The 15,889-nt window shown below is 74.6% G+C and carries 18 protein-coding genes; 7 read left to right on the top strand and 11 right to left on the bottom strand.

Annotation, left to right across the window (positions count from 1 at the left end):
• Nucleotides 1–36 precede the first annotated feature (36 nt).
• From ACNHYB_RS13490 to ACNHYB_RS13475, 4 genes are read left to right on the top strand one after another with little or no spacing between them, the layout of a single operon-like run.
• A complete protein-coding gene (locus ACNHYB_RS13490; protein WP_418275853.1) occupies nucleotides 37–369 on the top strand; it encodes an ArsR/SmtB family transcription factor in 333 nt (110 codons plus the stop codon).
• Nucleotides 366–1,190, top strand: a complete 825-nt coding sequence (locus tag ACNHYB_RS13485; RefSeq protein WP_418278057.1) for a cation diffusion facilitator family transporter — start codon at nucleotides 366–368, stop codon at nucleotides 1,188–1,190. Before ACNHYB_RS13490 ends, ACNHYB_RS13485 begins: the two co-directional genes overlap by 4 nt.
• Before the next feature lie 19 nt (nucleotides 1,191–1,209).
• A complete protein-coding gene (gene trxB, locus ACNHYB_RS13480; protein ID WP_418275852.1) occupies nucleotides 1,210–2,232 on the top strand; it encodes a thioredoxin-disulfide reductase in 1,023 nt (340 codons plus the stop codon).
• A 25-nt stretch (nucleotides 2,233–2,257) separates the two neighbouring features.
• Entirely contained in the window at nucleotides 2,258–2,449 is a 192-nt protein-coding gene (locus ACNHYB_RS13475; protein WP_418275851.1) for a hypothetical protein, read from the top strand.
• Here ACNHYB_RS13475 and ACNHYB_RS13470 read toward each other — a convergent pair.
• The 3 genes from ACNHYB_RS13470 to ACNHYB_RS13460 form a co-directional block, all read right to left on the bottom strand.
• The gene (locus ACNHYB_RS13470) at nucleotides 2,433–2,876 is read right to left on the bottom strand and encodes an OsmC family peroxiredoxin (protein ID WP_418275850.1); all 444 of its coding nucleotides are present in this window, start codon (nucleotides 2,874–2,876) and stop codon (nucleotides 2,433–2,435) included. The two genes, ACNHYB_RS13475 and ACNHYB_RS13470, sit on opposite strands and share 17 nt — an antisense overlap.
• 66 nt (nucleotides 2,877–2,942) lie before the next feature.
• A complete protein-coding gene (locus ACNHYB_RS13465; protein WP_418275849.1) occupies nucleotides 2,943–4,358 on the bottom strand; it encodes a hypothetical protein in 1,416 nt (471 codons plus the stop codon).
• A gap of 13 nt (nucleotides 4,359–4,371) precedes the next feature.
• Entirely contained in the window at nucleotides 4,372–4,959 is a 588-nt protein-coding gene (locus ACNHYB_RS13460) for an RNA polymerase sigma factor (RefSeq protein WP_418275848.1), read from the bottom strand.
• 176 nt (nucleotides 4,960–5,135) lie between these two features.
• Here ACNHYB_RS13460 and ACNHYB_RS13455 point away from each other — a divergent pair, with 176 nt between their 5' ends.
• Both ACNHYB_RS13455 and ACNHYB_RS13450 read left to right on the top strand, forming a co-directional pair.
• Nucleotides 5,136–7,034 (top strand): DUF4012 domain-containing protein, encoded by a 1,899-nt coding sequence (locus ACNHYB_RS13455; protein ID WP_418275847.1) that lies wholly within the window; start codon nucleotides 5,136–5,138, stop codon nucleotides 7,032–7,034.
• A 103-nt stretch (nucleotides 7,035–7,137) separates the two neighbouring features.
• A complete protein-coding gene (locus ACNHYB_RS13450; protein ID WP_418275846.1) occupies nucleotides 7,138–8,229 on the top strand; it encodes a hypothetical protein in 1,092 nt (363 codons plus the stop codon).
• Between the two features lie 94 nt (nucleotides 8,230–8,323).
• On the opposite strand, the gene dtd is transcribed toward ACNHYB_RS13450, so the two are convergent.
• The 5 genes from dtd to ACNHYB_RS13425 are packed head-to-tail and all read right to left on the bottom strand — an operon-like array spanning nucleotide 8,324 to nucleotide 10,839.
• Entirely contained in the window at nucleotides 8,324–8,749 is a 426-nt protein-coding gene (gene dtd / locus ACNHYB_RS13445; RefSeq protein WP_418275845.1) for a D-aminoacyl-tRNA deacylase, read from the bottom strand.
• The gene (locus ACNHYB_RS13440; protein ID WP_418278056.1) at nucleotides 8,746–9,789 is read right to left on the bottom strand and encodes an asparaginase; all 1,044 of its coding nucleotides are present in this window, start codon (nucleotides 9,787–9,789) and stop codon (nucleotides 8,746–8,748) included. The genes dtd and ACNHYB_RS13440 overlap by 4 nt, the downstream gene beginning before the upstream one ends.
• Complete coding sequence (locus ACNHYB_RS13435; RefSeq protein WP_418275844.1) at nucleotides 9,783–10,109, bottom strand: DUF2516 family protein; 327 nt, start codon at nucleotides 10,107–10,109, stop codon at nucleotides 9,783–9,785. The genes ACNHYB_RS13440 and ACNHYB_RS13435 overlap by 7 nt, the downstream gene beginning before the upstream one ends.
• 9 nt (nucleotides 10,110–10,118) lie before the next feature.
• Entirely contained in the window at nucleotides 10,119–10,541 is a 423-nt protein-coding gene (locus tag ACNHYB_RS13430) for a type II toxin-antitoxin system VapC family toxin (RefSeq protein WP_418275843.1), read from the bottom strand.
• Between the two features lie 13 nt (nucleotides 10,542–10,554).
• Nucleotides 10,555–10,839 (bottom strand): type II toxin-antitoxin system Phd/YefM family antitoxin, encoded by a 285-nt coding sequence (locus tag ACNHYB_RS13425; protein WP_418275842.1) that lies wholly within the window; start codon nucleotides 10,837–10,839, stop codon nucleotides 10,555–10,557.
• Nucleotides 10,840–10,991: 152 nt separating this feature from the next.
• Here ACNHYB_RS13425 and ACNHYB_RS13420 point away from each other — a divergent pair, with 152 nt between their 5' ends.
• A complete protein-coding gene (locus ACNHYB_RS13420) occupies nucleotides 10,992–12,989 on the top strand; it encodes an MDR family MFS transporter (RefSeq protein WP_418275840.1) in 1,998 nt (665 codons plus the stop codon).
• Between the two features lie 3 nt (nucleotides 12,990–12,992).
• On the opposite strand, the gene ACNHYB_RS13415 is transcribed toward ACNHYB_RS13420, so the two are convergent.
• The 3 genes from ACNHYB_RS13415 to ACNHYB_RS13405 are packed head-to-tail and all read right to left on the bottom strand — an operon-like array spanning nucleotide 12,993 to nucleotide 15,833.
• A complete protein-coding gene (locus tag ACNHYB_RS13415; protein WP_418275839.1) occupies nucleotides 12,993–14,156 on the bottom strand; it encodes an FUSC family protein in 1,164 nt (387 codons plus the stop codon).
• A 7-nt stretch (nucleotides 14,157–14,163) separates the two neighbouring features.
• Nucleotides 14,164–15,333, bottom strand: a complete 1,170-nt coding sequence (locus ACNHYB_RS13410; RefSeq protein WP_418275838.1) for a YgfZ/GcvT domain-containing protein — start codon at nucleotides 15,331–15,333, stop codon at nucleotides 14,164–14,166.
• Nucleotides 15,330–15,833 (bottom strand): FABP family protein, encoded by a 504-nt coding sequence (locus ACNHYB_RS13405; RefSeq protein WP_418275837.1) that lies wholly within the window; start codon nucleotides 15,831–15,833, stop codon nucleotides 15,330–15,332. Before ACNHYB_RS13405 ends, ACNHYB_RS13410 begins: the two co-directional genes overlap by 4 nt.
• Nucleotides 15,834–15,889: the final 56 nt, after the last annotated feature.

Below are 15,889 nucleotides of genomic sequence, written 5' to 3'. Positions count from 1 at the left end.
CTTCTGTCAGTACACGATTCCGTGTACTGTCGGCCCATGGAGACGGTGACCCTCACCCACAACGCCGCGCTCGCTCGGCTCGGGCACGCCCTGTCGGACGCGACGCGCACACGGATCATGCTGACGCTGCGCGAGGCCCCCGCCCACCCCGCGGACCTCGCCGACGCGCTCGGCGTGTCCCGGCAGGTGATGTCCAACCAGCTCGCCTGCCTGCGCGGCTGCGGACTCGTCGAGGCCGTCCCGGACGGACGGCGCACCTGGTACCGGCTGGCGGACGCCCACCTCGCCCCCGCCCTCGACGAGCTGCTGCGCCTGGTCGTGGCCGTCGACCCGACGTGCTGCTCGCCCGAGGGGTGCACCTGCTCATGACCGCGATCTCCCTCGCCCCCCGCCCCCCGACGCCTGCCCGGCGCGCGGTCCTCGAACGCCGCGTGCGATGGATCGTGGCCGCCACGATCGCCTACAACGTGATCGAGGCCGTCGTCGCGATCACCGCCGGACGCATCGCCTCCTCCGCAGCACTGGTGGGGTTCGGGCTCGACTCCGTCGTCGAGGTGCTGTCCGCCGCCGCGGTCGCCTGGCAGTTCGCCGCCCCGGACCCCCACCGGCGGGAACGGGTGACCCTGCGCGTCATCGCGGGCTCGTTCTTCGCGCTCGCCGCGTTCGTCTCCGTCGACGCCGTCCGCACCCTGCTCGGCGCCGCCGAGCCCGACCACTCCACCGTCGGCATCGTCCTCGCCGCCGTCAGCCTCGCGGTCATGCCGTTCCTGTCCTGGTTCGAACGCCGGACCGGGCGGGAGCTGGGATCCGCGTCCGCCGTCGCCGACTCCCGGCAGACCCTGCTGTGCACCTACCTGTCCGCGGTGCTGCTCGTCGGGCTCGTCCTGAGCTCCACGCTCGGATGGTGGTGGGCCGACCCGCTCGCCGCGCTCGCCATCGCCGGCTTCGCGGTCAAGGAGGGCGTGGAGGCCTGGCGCGGGGACGCCTGCTGCACGCCGGTCGGGGCGCTCCTCACCACCGACACCGACACCGACACCGACACCGGGACCGCCACCGGCGGCGCCTGCACCGACGACGCGTGCGCCGACGAGGGGTGCGCCGACGAGGGGCGCGAGGGCGATCGCAAGGACGAGCGCGAAGGCGAGCGCAGGGGCGACGGACGCGAGGACGACTGCTGCGGGCCACATTGATCTATGTAAATATAGACACATGTCGATACAGAAGATCCAGGAAGTCGTCGTCGTGGGTTCTGGGCCTGCCGGGTACACGGCGGCGATCTATGCGGCGCGGGCGGGTCTGTCGCCCGTGGTGATCGCGGGGTCGGTGACCGCGGGCGGGGCGTTGATGAACACCACCGAGGTGGAGAACTTCCCCGGGTTCCCCACCGGGGTGCAGGGCCCGGACCTCATGGACTCCCTGCGTGAGCAGGCCGAGAAGTTCGGTGCGCGCGTGCTGTGGGACGACGCGGAGTCGCTGGACCTGCGCGGTGAGGTCAAGACGATCGTCACCGGTGGTGGGGAGACGTTCCGGGCGCGGGCCGTGGTCCTGGCGACCGGGTCGGCCTACCGCGAGCTCGGCATCGACGACGAGAAGCGCCTGTCCGGGCGCGGGGTGTCCTGGTGCGCCACGTGCGACGGGTTCTTCTTCCGCGACCAGCACGTGGTCGTGGTCGGCGGGGGCGACTCCGCGATGGAGGAGGCGACCTTCCTGACCCGGTTCGCCTCGAAGGTGACCGTGGTGCACCGCCGCGACGCCCTGCGCGCCTCCAAGATCATGGCCGACCGCGCCCACCACGACCCCAAGATCTCCTTCGCGTGGAACAGCGAGATCATCGGCATCGACGGCCAGGACAAGGTCACCGGCGTGCGCCTGCGCGACACCACCACGGCCACCGAGTCCACCCTGGACGCCACCGGCCTGTTCGTCGCGATCGGTCACGACCCCCGCAGCGAGCTCCTCGCCGGGCAGATCGACCTCGACGACGACGGCTACGTCCTGGTCCAGGGCCGCACCACCCGCACCAACCTCGACGGCGTCTTCGCCTGCGGCGACCTCGTCGACCACACCTACCGCCAGGCCATCACCGCCGCCGGATCCGGCTGCGCCGCCGCACTCGACGCCCAGTCCTACCTCACCGGGCTGGCCGACGCCGCGGGCGAGGAGGCCCTGGCCGGCACCCCCACGACCCCCGACCCCGAGGGTCTGCCCGCGGCGCTCGAGCAGGTCCCCTGACCCTGCGGACGGCCTCGGGGACGCCGTGCGCACCGCCGTCGTGCGCACCGCCGCCGTGCGCACCGCCGTCGAGCGCACCGCCGTCGAGCGCACCGCCGTCGAGCTGAGCACCGCCCGACGCACGTGGCGGCCCGCCCCGGGAACGGGACGGGCCGCCACGGCAGGCTCGGCGCCGCAGGGGCGCCGGCGTCCGAGGGCGCTCAGCCCTCCCAGGTGACGTCGAGGGTGATCTCACCGACGCCGGTCAGCGCCTTGGAGATCGGGCAGCCGGCCTTCGCGGCGTCCGCGGCGGCCTTGAACGCCGCCTCGTCGACTCCGGAGGCGAAGCCGCGCACGGTCAGCGCGATCGTCGTGATCTCGGGCGCGCCGTCGGCGTCCGCGCCGAGCGTCACCTCGGCGGAGACCTCGACCTGCTCCGGCGTGCCGCCGGCCTGGCCGAGCTCGTTGGAGAACGCCATCGCGAAGCACGACGAGTGCGCCGCCGCCACGAGCTCCTCGGGGCTGGTCACCCCCTGGGCGTCGTCGGCGGCCCGGCGCGGGAAGGACACGTCGAACGTGCCGGCGCCGGAGCTGGTGAGCTCGAGCTGGCCGGAGCCCTCCTGCAGGGTGCCGTTCCAGGCGGTGCGTGCGGTACGAGTGGGCATGACGAACTCCTTCGCGGGTACGGCAGGGACTCTCCGACCGTACCCCGCGACGGCCGCACGGCACGGTCAGGGCCCCGTCATGTCGAGCGCGTCCTGCGCGACGGCGACCACCGTCCACACGTTGCCCTCGGCGTCACCGAGCTCGTACGCCGGCAGCAGCAGCGTGGCCTGTCCCTCGCGGTACTCCTGCGCCAGCCCCAGCCGGGCGTCGGTGATCGTCACGTCCGAGACGTCCCAGGGCAGGTCCGCCCCGGCCGACGGCGGCGCGGGAGCCTCGTCCGGTTCCGTGCGCTCGTCGCCGGGCGCCATGAGCCGGGCCTCCGCCGCCGGACCGTACGTGACCGGCCACGCGTTCTGCCCGAACCGCACGTCGGCGAGACGCTCGACCGCCTCGGCAGGGCTGATCACGGGATACGTGCCGAGCTCGACCGTGGTCGCGAGGAACCCGTCCAGCCAGGCGACGCCGTCCTCGGAGACCGTGGCGCTCCACGCCGCCCCCGTGCGGCGCCCGTCGACGACCTCCGACGCGCTCACCCAGCGCGACCCCTCGCCCTCCTCGGCGGGCTCGAACTCGAACCGGCCCGGGTCCACCCCGAGGCTCTCCATCGTGGCGCTCAGGGCCTCGACGGCGGCACGCCCGGACACCTGCCCCTCCGGCGGGGCGCACGCGGGTGCCGGCTCGACGGCGTCCGAGGCCGCCCCGGTCGCACCGCCCTCCGTGGTCGTCGCCGTGGCGGCCTCCTCGCACCGCCACGGGTCGGCCCCGGGGTCGTTGTAGCTGAAGGACGCGGAGGGGTCGACGGACAGCCAGAGGCTCGGACCGTCACCGTCCTGCGGACCGACGGCCCAGGAGCCGTGCTCCCACCGCGGCTCGCCGTCGACGCCGAGCGCGGCGGCCACCTCGGACGCGTTCGCCTCGGTCGCCGCCGACGTCGCGTCGTAGGCGTACGCGGTGGCCTCCGCGCCGCTCGTGGCCAGGCCCTGCTGGTCGAACGTCGCCCGGCCGTCGAACCAGCCCGGGTAGGCCATGCCGGTCGCCGCCCGGCTCTCGGTCACCGCACCGCCCGCCGCGTCGGTGGTGGCCGGCGGACCGTCGGCCGCGGCACCACGGCCGCCGCCCTCGGCCCCGCCCTGCCCGCCGCCGAGCGTGATCGGCGGCAACGCGTCCTGCCCTGACCACTCGCCTCCCGCCGTCGCGGACCCCACGGCGTACCCGCCGCCGCCGACGACCACGGCGCCGGCCACGACGGCCGCCACCAGCAGCGGTACCCGACGGCGGCGGCGCACCGCCAGGTCGTCCGCCGTCGTGCCCGGTGCCGCCCCCTGCACGGCACCGGCGCCAGGCTCTCCGGCACCGTCCGCCGTGCCGGGAGCGTCGATCATCGCGTCCACCTTCGCCCGCAGCACACCCTCGCGCGTCTCGGTCCCGTCCGCGGGGTCGGCGCCCGTCAGCCGGTCGAAGGCCTCGTCCCGTGCGTCCATCTCGCCGTCCTCCTCAGGCCTCGTCGTCGGCGGCTCGTGCCGCCCGGTGTGCTGCCGGGGCGCCCTCCGGCGCCCGGTCCACGTCGTCGGGCACCCGCCCCGCCTGCGCCCACGCCGTCCGCAGACGCGCCCTCGCGCGGGACAGCGCGGCGTCGGCGCCACCACGGGTGACGCCGAGGACCGCGGCGAGGTCGTCACCACCCAGGCCGTCCCAGGCGACCAGCAGGAGGATCCGCCGGTCCCGGACGGACAACCGTGCGAGCACCGCACGCACCCGGTCGTCGCCGAGGGCGAGATCGGCGGGGTCCACGTCATCGGGCTCGTCGGGCACCACGGCCACCGGCAGCGCACGGACCTTGCGCCGGTGGTTCGCGAGCACGAACCCCGCGGTGCGGTACAGCCACGGCAGCTCACCGCCCACCGGCACGTCGTCACGACGGCGCCAGGCGGTGGCCAGCACCTCGGCCGCGAGGTCCTCGGCGTCGTCCCGCGACGACGCGAGACGACGCACGAAGTAGCGGTGCACGGCCGCGGCGTGCGCGGTGAACAGCGCGTCGAACCAGGCGCCGTCGTGCGGCGGTGCCTCCGTCGTCGTGGTCAACGGTCCTCCTGCGGTCGCGGTCGACGTCGATCGCGGGCGCGGGTGCGCCCTCACCCCTCCTGTGTCGCGGGTGCGTCCACCCTTGCACCACCTGCACACGACGACGGCCCACCTCAGCAACGGTTTCACCCGCCCCCGTGTCCCGGAGCACCACGTCCGCGACGTACTGTGCCGACATGCCCCTCGCGCCGCAGGACGCCTCGGCCCCTACCGGCACCGCGGACGCGAGCCCTGCCGCGACCAGGAGGCGCCGGACCGTGCGCTGGATCCTGCTGGGCGTCGTCGCGGTCGCCGTCGTGGTCGCCGTGTGCGCCGGCCTGCTGGTCAGGGACGCCTTCGCGGCGCGCGACGCCCTCGAGCGCGCCGCCGCCGAGATCCCCGCCGTGCAGGAGTCGCTCCGCGAGAGCCTGGACGACCCCGCCCAGGACTCTCCGCTGCTGGCGGACGACCCGGCGCTCGCCTCACTCCAGAAGAGCACCGCGGAGGCCCGTGCCGCGACCGACGGGCCGCTGTGGTGGCTCGCCGCACGCCTGCCCGTCGTCGGCCAGTCCGTCGGCGCGGCGACCACCATGTCGCGGGTCATCGACGAGGTCGCCGACGTCGTGGTGCCGGCTCTGGCCATGACGGCGGACGCCGCACGCCTGACCACACGTGCCGACGACGGCACCATCGACCTCGCGGCGATCGCGGAGGTCGCACCGGAGGTCTCCGCCGCCCGGGACGTCCTCGCCGGCTCACGGACCTCGCTGTCGCAGATCGACCCGACGGCCATCCAGCCGGTGTTCGTCGAACCCGTCATCACGCTGGACGCGCAGCTCGCCTCCCTGGACGGCCTGCTCGCCAGCGCCGAGCGCGCCACGTCCCTGCTGCCCCCGATGCTCGGGGCCGACGCACCCCGGCGCTACCTCCTGCTCGGGCTGACCAACGCCGAGCTGCGCACCGGTGGCGGCATCACGGGTTCGCTCATGGAGCTCGAGGTCGACGGCGGTCGCGTCGGGGTGGGCACGCAGGCGTCCAGCGGGGACGTCGGGCCGTTCGCCCCCGGCACGATCGCCCTGGACCCCCAGGACGAGGCGGCGTACACGGACCGGCTGGGACGGTTCGTCCAGGACGTCACCCTCACGCCCGACTTCCCGACGACGGCAGGGGTCGCGGTCCAGATGTGGCAGGAGTCCCACGGTGTCGAGGTCGACGGCGTGCTCGCCACGGACCCGGTGGCGCTGTCCTACCTGCTCGCTGCGACCGGGCCGGTGACGGTCGACCTGCCGCCACGTCTCGCCGCGCTGGTCGGCACCGACGAGCTGGAGGTGCAGGCGGAGACGGTCGTGGACCTGCTGCTGCGACGCGCGTACGACGTGCTGGACGCGCAGCAGTCGGACCGGTTCTTCGCGCTCGTGGCAGCCACGGTGTTCGAGGCGTTGTCGACGTCGGACGTCACGCCGGCCGACCTGCTGCCGGCGTTGGAGCGGGCGGCGGCGGAGCACCGCCTCGGCGTGTGGTCGGCGACCCCGGCGGAGCAGGACCTCCTGGACAGCACGCTGCTCGCGGGGACCTTCGGCGACGACCGGGCCGCGGACGCGGTCGGGGTGTTCCTCGACGACGCCGTGGTGGGCAAGCTGAGCGCCTACCTCGACACCGCGGTCGAGCTGCAGGGCTCGGTGTGCACCGGTGAGGGCAGGACGGACACCGTGGCGCTGAGCCTGACGAACACGCTCGACGACGCGGCGGCGGCCGATCTGCCCACGTACGTCGCGGGACCGGTGGACGCCCCCGACCGCGGCCGGATGACCTACGTGGTCAGCGCGTACGGGCCGCGCGACGGGGCGACCCCGCGCCTGTCCCAGGACGGCGCGGCGACGGGCGGCGACACGACCGGCGTGCACGGGCGTCAGCGCGTGGCGGTCACGGTGGTCCTGGATCCCGGTGAGTCGACGGTGCTGCAGGTCGAGGTGCCCGCGTCGGCGGCTGCCGCCCGCGGCACCGGGTCCGCCCGCCCGGCCACCGTCGAGGTGTGGTCGACGCCCACGTCCACCTCCGCGGGGCTGCACGTCCTCGACGTCCCGTTCTGCGGGTGAAAGCACTCCATCCCGCGCTTTTCACCCGCACGATCCTGACACGGCGGGCCTCTGTCTCACTAGCGTTGGTTGACGGACGGCGCCACGACGTGAGGGGAATGTCATGAACCGAGGAACCCGTGCGCAAGCACGCGTGCTGGCCGTGCTCGGCCTGGGTGCCGCACTGGCCCTCGGGGGCGTGACGACGGCCTCGGCCGACCTCGTCGAGCCGAGCCCGAGCCCCAGCACCAGCGCCGACTCCGACGAGGTGGGCTACGAGCCCGAGCCGGCCCTGACGGTCGACGTCCTGGAGCCGATCTGCGACGGCGACGTCCCGTACCTGCAGTACGCGGTCTCCGCGGAGGGCCTCGACGAGCCCGCCGACGACGTGACGATCACCTGGGTCAACCCGTCCGGCGCGAACGTGGTCCAGTCCGGCCTGCCCCTGTCGGGCCGGGTGCTGTGGCCGGGCGCCGAGGTCGACGGCGCGGGCAACGCGGTGGACTGGCCGGGCTGGCGTCTCGAGGGCGGCGAGTGGGTCCCCGGCGACGAGTGGGACTGGGTGCGCCCGAGCGTCGCCCTGGAGTTCGAGGTCAACCCGACGGCCACGGCGTCCGTCGGCTACCCGGAGTCGTCGCCCGCCTGTGCCACGCCTCCCGGCTCCCCCGAGCCGACGATCGACGTCGACGTCCTGACCCCGACGTGCATCGCCGGCGTGTCCTACCTCGAGTACGCGGTCTCGGTGACGGGCACGCCGAACGACACCGTGACCCTCACCTGGGACAACCCGGGCGGTGACGACGTCGTGCAGGCCGACCTGCCCCTGACGGGCCGGGTCCTGTGGCCCGGGGCCTACCCGGAGCGGTTCGTCGACCTGTCGGCGGACGACGGCTGGGAGCTCGTCAACAACATGTGGCAGAACACCCGTGACTTCGGGTGGGCGGTGGGCACCGTGAACGTGACGTTCGCCGTCAACCCCGAGGTCACCGTGCCCGTCACGTACCCGGCAGAGACCGAGAACTGCCTGGACGAACCGCCCGTGGTCCCGGTGGGCTCCGACGGGGGCAACCCGCCGACCTCCGCCACCCCGCCGTCGACCCTGCCGGTCACGGGACCGCAGGTCGCCGGGCTCGCCGCTCTCGCCGCGGGGCTGCTCGTCGCGGGCTTCGTGGCCGTGCGGGTCTCGCGCCGCCGCCGCACCGACCAGCACTCCTGACCGGACGACGACGCCCCGGTGACGCTTCGCGCGTCACCGGGGCGTCGTCGTTCCCTCAGGACTCCGGCGGGCCGCCAGGTCTCCCGGCGGCCTCTCAGGTCTCCAGCAGCAGGGTGATCGGTCCGTCGTTCACCAGCTCGACGGCCATGTCGGCGCCGAACACACCGGTGGACACCTCCAGGCCCCGGGCACGCAGGTCGGCGACCACCGCGTCCACCAGCGGCTCGGCGACGGGACCGGGCGCGGCCGCCTGCCAGGTCGGACGGCGTCCCTTGCGGGCGTCGCCGTAGAGCGTGAACTGGCTGACCACCAGCACGGGCGCGCCCTCGTCGACCGCGGAGCGCTCGCCGCGCAGGATGCGCAGGTCGGCGATCTTGCGCGCGATGGTCGCGGCGTCGTCGGGGCCGTCGTCGTGCGTCACCCCGACGAGCGCGACGAGACCGGGCCCGTCGAACGACCCGACGACCTCGCCGTCGACCGTGACGCTCGCCCGCGTCGCCCGCTGCACCACCGCTCTCATCGTTCCTCCTCGTCACCGGGCCACGAGCCCGGACCGAACACGGCCTGCACGCCACCGACCGGGCGTCCACCACCCAGCACGGGCACCTCGGCGAGCCGGTCCAGCGCGCCCGCGTCGACACCCGGCACCTGCAGCGCCCCCGCCAGGCGGACCGCCTCGGCGAGGACGGCGGGCCGCGGCCGGGAGGCGCCGTCGAGCACCTTGAACGCCAGGGCCGCACCGCCCGGCAGCGCGGCGGCGTAGACGCCGTCCGCCCCGTCCTTCGCGATCGCCCCGGGCACGGCGCGCATGACCTGCGTGGCGTCGCGGTGCTCGCCCGCCACCAGCTCGGGGTGCGACGTCATCGCGGCGACGACGCGCGCCTCGGGCGATCCCGCCGGCGCCGTGACCAGGTGCGCGAACGCCCGCGCGAGCCCCGTCAGGGTGGTGGAGAACAGGGGTGCGCCGCAGCCGTCCACGGTGGCGTGCCGGGCGGCGTGCGGTCCGGCGACGTCGGCGACGACGGCCCGCACCGCCTCCTGCAGCGGATGGGTGGGATCGAGGTAGCCGTCCGTGGGCCAGCCCGCGGCCAGGCAGGTGGTGAGCATCGCGGCGTGCTTGCCCGAGCAGTTCTGCGTCATGCTCGCCGGGCCGTGCCCGGCCCGCTGCCACGCCAGCACCGCGGCCGGGTCGAGCGGCAGGTCCGGGGTGTTGGCGAGCGCCGAGGTGCCGAGCCCGGCGGCGGCGAGGATCTCGCGCACGACGGCGAGGTGCTCGTCGGTGCCGTCGTGGCTGGCGGTGGCCAGCGCCAGGTGCGCGGGCGGCAGGTCGAGGCCCGCCCGCAGCATGGCGAGCGCCTGCAGCGGCTTGAGGGACGACCGGGGCCAGATCACGGCCTCCGGGTCGCCGACGGCGACGACGACGTCACCGGCGGCGTCGAGGACGACCAGGTGGCCCAGGTGCACGGACTCGACGAGGCCGCCCCGGACCACCTGCGCCAGGGGCTCGGCGCCGACGGCGACCGTGGGCTCGGCCGGAAGGCCCACGGGCCCGCTCACCAGCCGCTCGGACGCTGCGGGCGCCCGCGGCCGTTGCTGTAGGGCTGCAGGCGCGGGCGCACGTCCACGAGGTAGACGATCGCGGCGACCACGGCGATGAGGTTGAGGAAGCCTCGTGAGGTGAGCATCATCGGCGGCAGGCCGAGGAACCCGAGGGCCAGGGCGACGCCGAGGATCAGCAGCCAGATGGGCTTGGTGAGCTTGCCCTCGGCCTTGTAGCCCTGGGCCGGCCGGCGCGCGGCGTCGAAGAACGCGTACGCCTGCACGACGAAGACGACGACCGCGAGGGCGATGAGGACGTAGAGCTGAAGGTTCCCGAGCACGCGCCCAGGCTACGGCAGGACGCGCAGCCCGTGGGAGCGCGCGGCCGTCGCGACCCGCTCGTCCCAGGCCGCCACGATGCCCGCGCCCCGCGCCACCGCGAGGGCGCTCGCGACGTGGACGGCGTCGGCGCCCCGCAGCGGGTGGGGGCCGGCCGTCAGCTCCGCGGCGTCGGCGGCGAGCCGGTCGGTCACCTCGACCCGGTGCAGCGCCGGCCAGAGGGTGTCCCACTGCTCGACGGCGCGCCGGTGCGTCGTGGTGTCCAGGACGCCGGCGCGCCGTCCGGCGGCCAGGGTGGCGCGCAGCTCGACGTCGGCCAGGCGGGAGGTGATGACGACGTAGGCCCGGTTCCACAGCGCGGACGCCAGGTCGGAGCCGGACTCGGGGACGCACAGCTTCACCAGGGCGCTGGCGTCGAAGTGGACGAGAGCCACGACCGTTCCCCGTTCAGCGACGGATCCGGCGCACGAGCCCGGACAGGCCCGACGCCGGCCGTGCCGCACCGTTGCCGGCGGCGGGCTGCGCCGCCGGGAGCAGGTGCTCCGGCCGGGAGACCTGGGCCGGGGTGACGAGACCGTCGCGGACGAGGTCGGTGACCAGGTCCGCGCTCTCGACGCCGGTCAGCCGGGCGACCGGGATCCCCCGGTCCGTGACGACGACCTCCTCGCCCGCGCGTGCCCTCTCGATCCACGACTTCAGCTCGGCACGCAGGGTGCTGACGGGGACGTCCATGAGCGACGACGCTACCGCAGACGTCCCGCTCCGAACAGAGGGCCGCACCGACGTCCGGCGAGCGCCGTCAGGGCCCCCGTGGCAGGCTGCCGACCAGGCGATCCACCATCGGCCCGACGTCCCTGCGGGGGACGACCAGGGAGGACGATCTCGTGTCGGCGCAGACCACCGAACCCGGAGCACTGCCCCAGCGGAAGGTCTGGGCCATCTTCGGCGGCCTCATGCTCGGCATGCTGCTGGCGGCCCTCGACCAGACGATCGTCGCCACGGCTCTGCCGACCATCGTCAGCGACCTGGGCGGCGCCGACCACCTCTCCTGGGTGGTGACGTCCTACATGCTGGCGTCGACCGCCACCACGGTGCTGTGGGGCAAGCTCGGCGACCTCATGGGCCGCAAGATGCTGTTCCTCATCTGCATCGGGATCTTCCTCGCCGGGTCGATGCTCTGCGGCACGTCCTCCACGATGGGGCAGCTCATCGCGTGGCGGGCCGTGCAGGGCGTCGGCGGTGGCGGGCTGATGGTGCTCAGCCAGGCCATCGTCGGCGACGTCGTCTCCCCGCGGGAGCGGGGCAAGTACCAGGGCGTCTTCGGCGCGGTGTTCGGCGTCTCGTCGGTGGCGGGCCCGCTGCTCGGCGGCTGGTTCGTGGACAACCTGTCCTGGCAGTGGGTGTTCTACATCAACCTGCCGATCGGCGTCGTGGCGTTCCTGGTCGTGGCGTCCGTGCTGCCGACCATCACCTCGGACAGGCGTCCCAGCATCGACTACGCGGGGATCGGGCTGCTCGCCCTGATCTCCACGGCGATCGTGCTGGTCACCTCGCTGGGAGGCACGACGTGGGGCTGGAGCTCGGTCGAGGTGTACACGATGATCGCCCTCGCCGTCGTCGGCGTCGTGGCGTTCGTCGTCGTCGAGCGGCACGCCGCCGAGCCCGTCCTTCCCCTGCACCTGTTCCGCAACCGCGTCTTCTCCGTGGCCGCCGTCGTCGGGTTCGTGGTCGGCTTCGCGATGTTCGGGGCGATCACCTACCTGCCGCTCTACCTGCAGACCGTCAAGGGCTCCACCCCGACGCAGTCGGGCCTGGAGATGACGCCCATGATGGTCGGCATGCTGATCACGTCGATCGGCTCCGGGCAGCTCATCAGCCGCACCGGCCGGTACAAGGTCTTCCCCATCCTCGGCACGGCGGTCACCACGACCGGGCTGTACCTGCTGTCCCTCATGGGGCGTGACACCAGCACCGTGCAGGCCGGTCTGAGCATGTTCGTGCTCGGCATGGGCCTCGGCATGGTCACCCAGGTGCTGGTGATCGCCGTGCAGAACGCCGTCGCCTACAAGGACCTGGGCACGGCGACGTCGGGCACGACGTACTTCCGCACCATCGGTTCGTCGGTCGGCGTCGCCGTCTTCGGCACGGTCTTCGCCAACGGGCTCGCGACGAACCTGTCGACCGGCGTGCCGGCCGACGCGCAGGGCGCGTGCGGGCCCCAGGCGCTGGAGGTGTCGGTGTCCGGCCTCGCGCAGTGCCCGCCCGACGTGCAGGACTGGTTCCTCGACGGCTACGCCGCGACGCTGCAGACGGTGTTCCTGTGGGCGGTGCCGGTCGGCGTCCTGGCGTTCGCGCTGTCGTGGCTGCTGCCGCAGGTAGAGCTGCGCACGGCCACCCGGGACGCGGAGCCCACGTCCGCCGCCGGCCAGGCCGCGGGCGACGCGTTCGCGCTGCCGTCGAGCCGCACGTCGTTGGAGGAGCTGCGCCTCATCCTCTGGCGGCGGGTGGGCGCGGCCGACCCGATGGCGGTCTACCGCATCACGGCGGCGGACGCCGACCTGGAGCCGGGCGAGGCCTGGATGGTCACCCGCGTCGCCCTCAAGGGATCGCGGCAGGTGCCGGTCATGGCGGAGCACTCCGGGGTCTCGCCCGACCGGGTCCGGGAGGTGGCCACCGGTCTCGCGGCCCGCGGCCTGGTGGAGGTCGCCGGCGACACCGTGCGCGCCACGGACCAGACGGGCGCGGCGGCGGAGATCCTGCGCGAGGCCGAGCGTCGGCGCATCCAGGTGGTCCTGCGGGAGTGGCCCGGTGACGAGCCGGAGATCGCGGACCTGGCCGCCGAGGTCGAGCAGTACCTGCTGGCGGACGCCGCCCGGGACTGACGGCTACAGCTCGGGCAGCGCCTCGCGGGCGGGGAGCGGTTCGACGCCGGAGGTCTCCAGCAGGTCGACCAGCGGGGAGCGCAGCAGGACCGCGAGGGAACCGACGCGCAGGTCCCCGTGCCCGAGCACGTGCGGGTCGGCCTGGGCGGCGACGTCGAGCAGCCGTGCCTGCGACTCGGTCCCGGCGCCGCCGCGGGCCAGGTCGTCGGCCAGCAGCCGGACCCCTTCGCCGAAGCTCTCGACGAGCGCGGCGAGGGCGTCGACGTCGGGCCAGGTGCCGTCCGCTGCGACGACGGTCGGGGCGCGGCGGGCGAGCAGACGCACGCTGCGCATCGCCCGGTCGACGAGCACGGCCTGGTCGGCGAGGCGCAGGATGTCGACGTGCTGGCCCCGGTTGACGCTGACGCGCGACACCTCGGCGGACTTGCGGGCGCTCTGGCCCCAGTCGGCGAGCACCGGCTCCGACGCCCGGCCGCGCACGAGCGCGGCGGCGAGCTCGTCGACGTCCTGGTCGCGCAGGCCGTGAGCCACGGACTCGAGCGTGTCGGCGAGCTCCGTCGTCGCCTCCGCGGCGAGCGCGCGCAACCGCCGTCGGGGGTCGTCCGGGGTCAGGAGGGTCACGGCGAGCGCCACGAGGCCGCCGACGAGGGCGTCGGTCCACCGCCCGATCGCCCCCTCGGCCGCGACCGCGGCGGGCAGCCCGACGACGACGATGGCCTGGACCCCCGCCTGGGTGACGAGCAGCGGTCCGCGGTCGATGAAGCGGCCGAGCAGGGCGGACACCAGCAGGACGACGGTGAGCTGCCACCAGCCGGACCCGATGAGGTGGACGACGACGTCGCCCATCCACACGCCGACGGCCACCCCGATCGCGACCTCGGCGACGCGACGGAGCTCCCGGTCGAAGGAGAACCCGAGGCACACCCAGGCCGCGACGGCGGCGAAGAACGGCTGGTCGTGGCCGAGCCCGTAGTGGGCGACGGCGTAGGCGGCGCCGGCGGCGGCCGACGCCTGGACGATCGGCCAGAACCCCGTCCGTACCCGGGACATGCCCTGGCGGAGGCGGATCCGGCGGGTCAGCGACCGGACGGCGGCACCGGCGAGGCGCCGGGGACCGTGGCCTGCTGCGCCGGGGTCGTCGGCAGGGGGTGTCCCAGGACGGCTCACCCGACGATCACAGCAGGCTCGGGGCTCCGTCGCTACCGCGGGGGGTCAGGCCGCGCATGGTGTCGCCGCGTCCTTCGGGCCGGTCGCTCGAGACGCCCTCGCCGGGCACGACCACCTCCTGGGCGGCGGCGACGGCGAGCTCCTGGGCGTCCGCTCCCTGGCCGATGGTGCCGACGACGGCGAGCTCGGCGTCCTCGGGCACGTTGCGCTTGACGACGGCGAGCGCCACGGGACCGAGCTCGTGGTGGCGGGCCACGGTGGTGACGGTGCCGACGACCTTGCCGTCGGGGCCGCCGAGGCGGACCTCGGAGCCGGCCTCGGGGACGACGTGCTGGGACCCGTCGAGGTGCAGCATGACGAGCCGGCGCGGGGGCCGGCCGAGGTTGTGCACGCGCGCGACGGTCTCCTGGCCGCGGTAGCAGCCCTTGTGGAGGTGGACGGCGGTGCGCAGCCAGTCGAGCTCGTGGGGCACGGTGCGCTCGTCGACCTCGCGGGCGAGCCGGGGACGCCAGGCCTCGACGCGCAGCGCCTCGGTGGCCCACGTGCCGGCGAGCCGCCAGCCGGCGGCCTCCCGCTCGGCGACGGCGTCGGTGAGGCGGGCACGGTCGACGAGGACGAGGCGCCAGTCGCGGTCCGCCCCGGGGTGCTCGGCGGGCGGCGGGCCGTAGCGGGTGCCGCCGGGTGCGACCGTCGGCCAGGTGTCGACCCAGGTGACGGGTTCGTCGGGGGTGCCCTCGGCGGCGACGGGTTCACCGATCGCGGCGTAGCCGGCGGTCACGTCCTCGATCTCGACGCGCATCATGAACCGCATCTTGGTGAGCCAGGCGACGAGGTCGTCGACGTGGTCGGGCTCCGTGACCAGCCAGGTCGAGGTGCCGTCGTCGACGACGCCGAGCGCGTGCTCGACGCGCCCCTGCGGGGACAGCACGAACAGCTCGGTGGAGGTGCGCGGCGGCAGTGCCGCGACGTCCTGGGAGGTGATCGAGTGCAGCCAGGTGAGGCGGTCGGGCCCGGTCAGCCGCACCACGGCGAGGTGGGACTGGTCGACGACGGCGCCGCCGCGCACCAGGGCCCGCTGCTCGGCGACGGGGTCGCCGTAGTGCCAGGCGATGCCGGCGTCGGCACCGGTGGCGGCCACGGCGCCGGTGCGGTCCAGCAGGGGGCTGCGGTACGTCATCGGCGGTCCAGCTCCCCGGAGGCGTAGGAGCCCATGGGGTGGCCGAACGCGGCGAGCTCCTCGACCCAGAGCAGGCGGCCCTCCACGTTGCCGTAGAGGCGCTTGGCGGCGGTGACCTCGACGGCGGTGGAGGTGCGGGCCACGAAGTCGGTGGCGAGGTCCACGCGGCCGTCGCCGGCGACGCCGAGGAACAGGGACATCCGTCCGGAGGCGTCCGCGACGAGCACCTCGAGGGGGTGCTGCTGCTCGCCGAGGCCCTCGGGTCGTTCCGAGGCCACGCGCCAGTAGCCGGTCTCGGTGGACCAGACGGCGTCGTCGACGCGCAGCGTGGAGGTGAAGCTCAGGTAGGGGCCGCCGTCGTGGTCGAACACGAGGTCCTGGGTGAAGGAGGTCTCGGCGATGCCCTCGTACTTGATCACGCCGGTCCCCGACCACTGCCCGACGAGCCAGGCGAGCGGGTACACCTCGGGCGCGAGGCCGTCGGGGAAGGCGAAGGTCATCAGCGCTGGCCCTGGAACAGCTTGTAGACGACGTAGCCGGCGAACCACGTGATCGT

It is taken from the genome of Isoptericola jiangsuensis (genome assembly GCF_048320105.1).
Lineage (GTDB): Bacteria > Actinomycetota > Actinomycetes > Actinomycetales > Cellulomonadaceae > Isoptericola > Isoptericola jiangsuensis_A.
The sequence above is the reverse complement of the archived record's forward strand: the minus strand, read 5'-3'. Positions and strand labels throughout refer to the sequence as shown.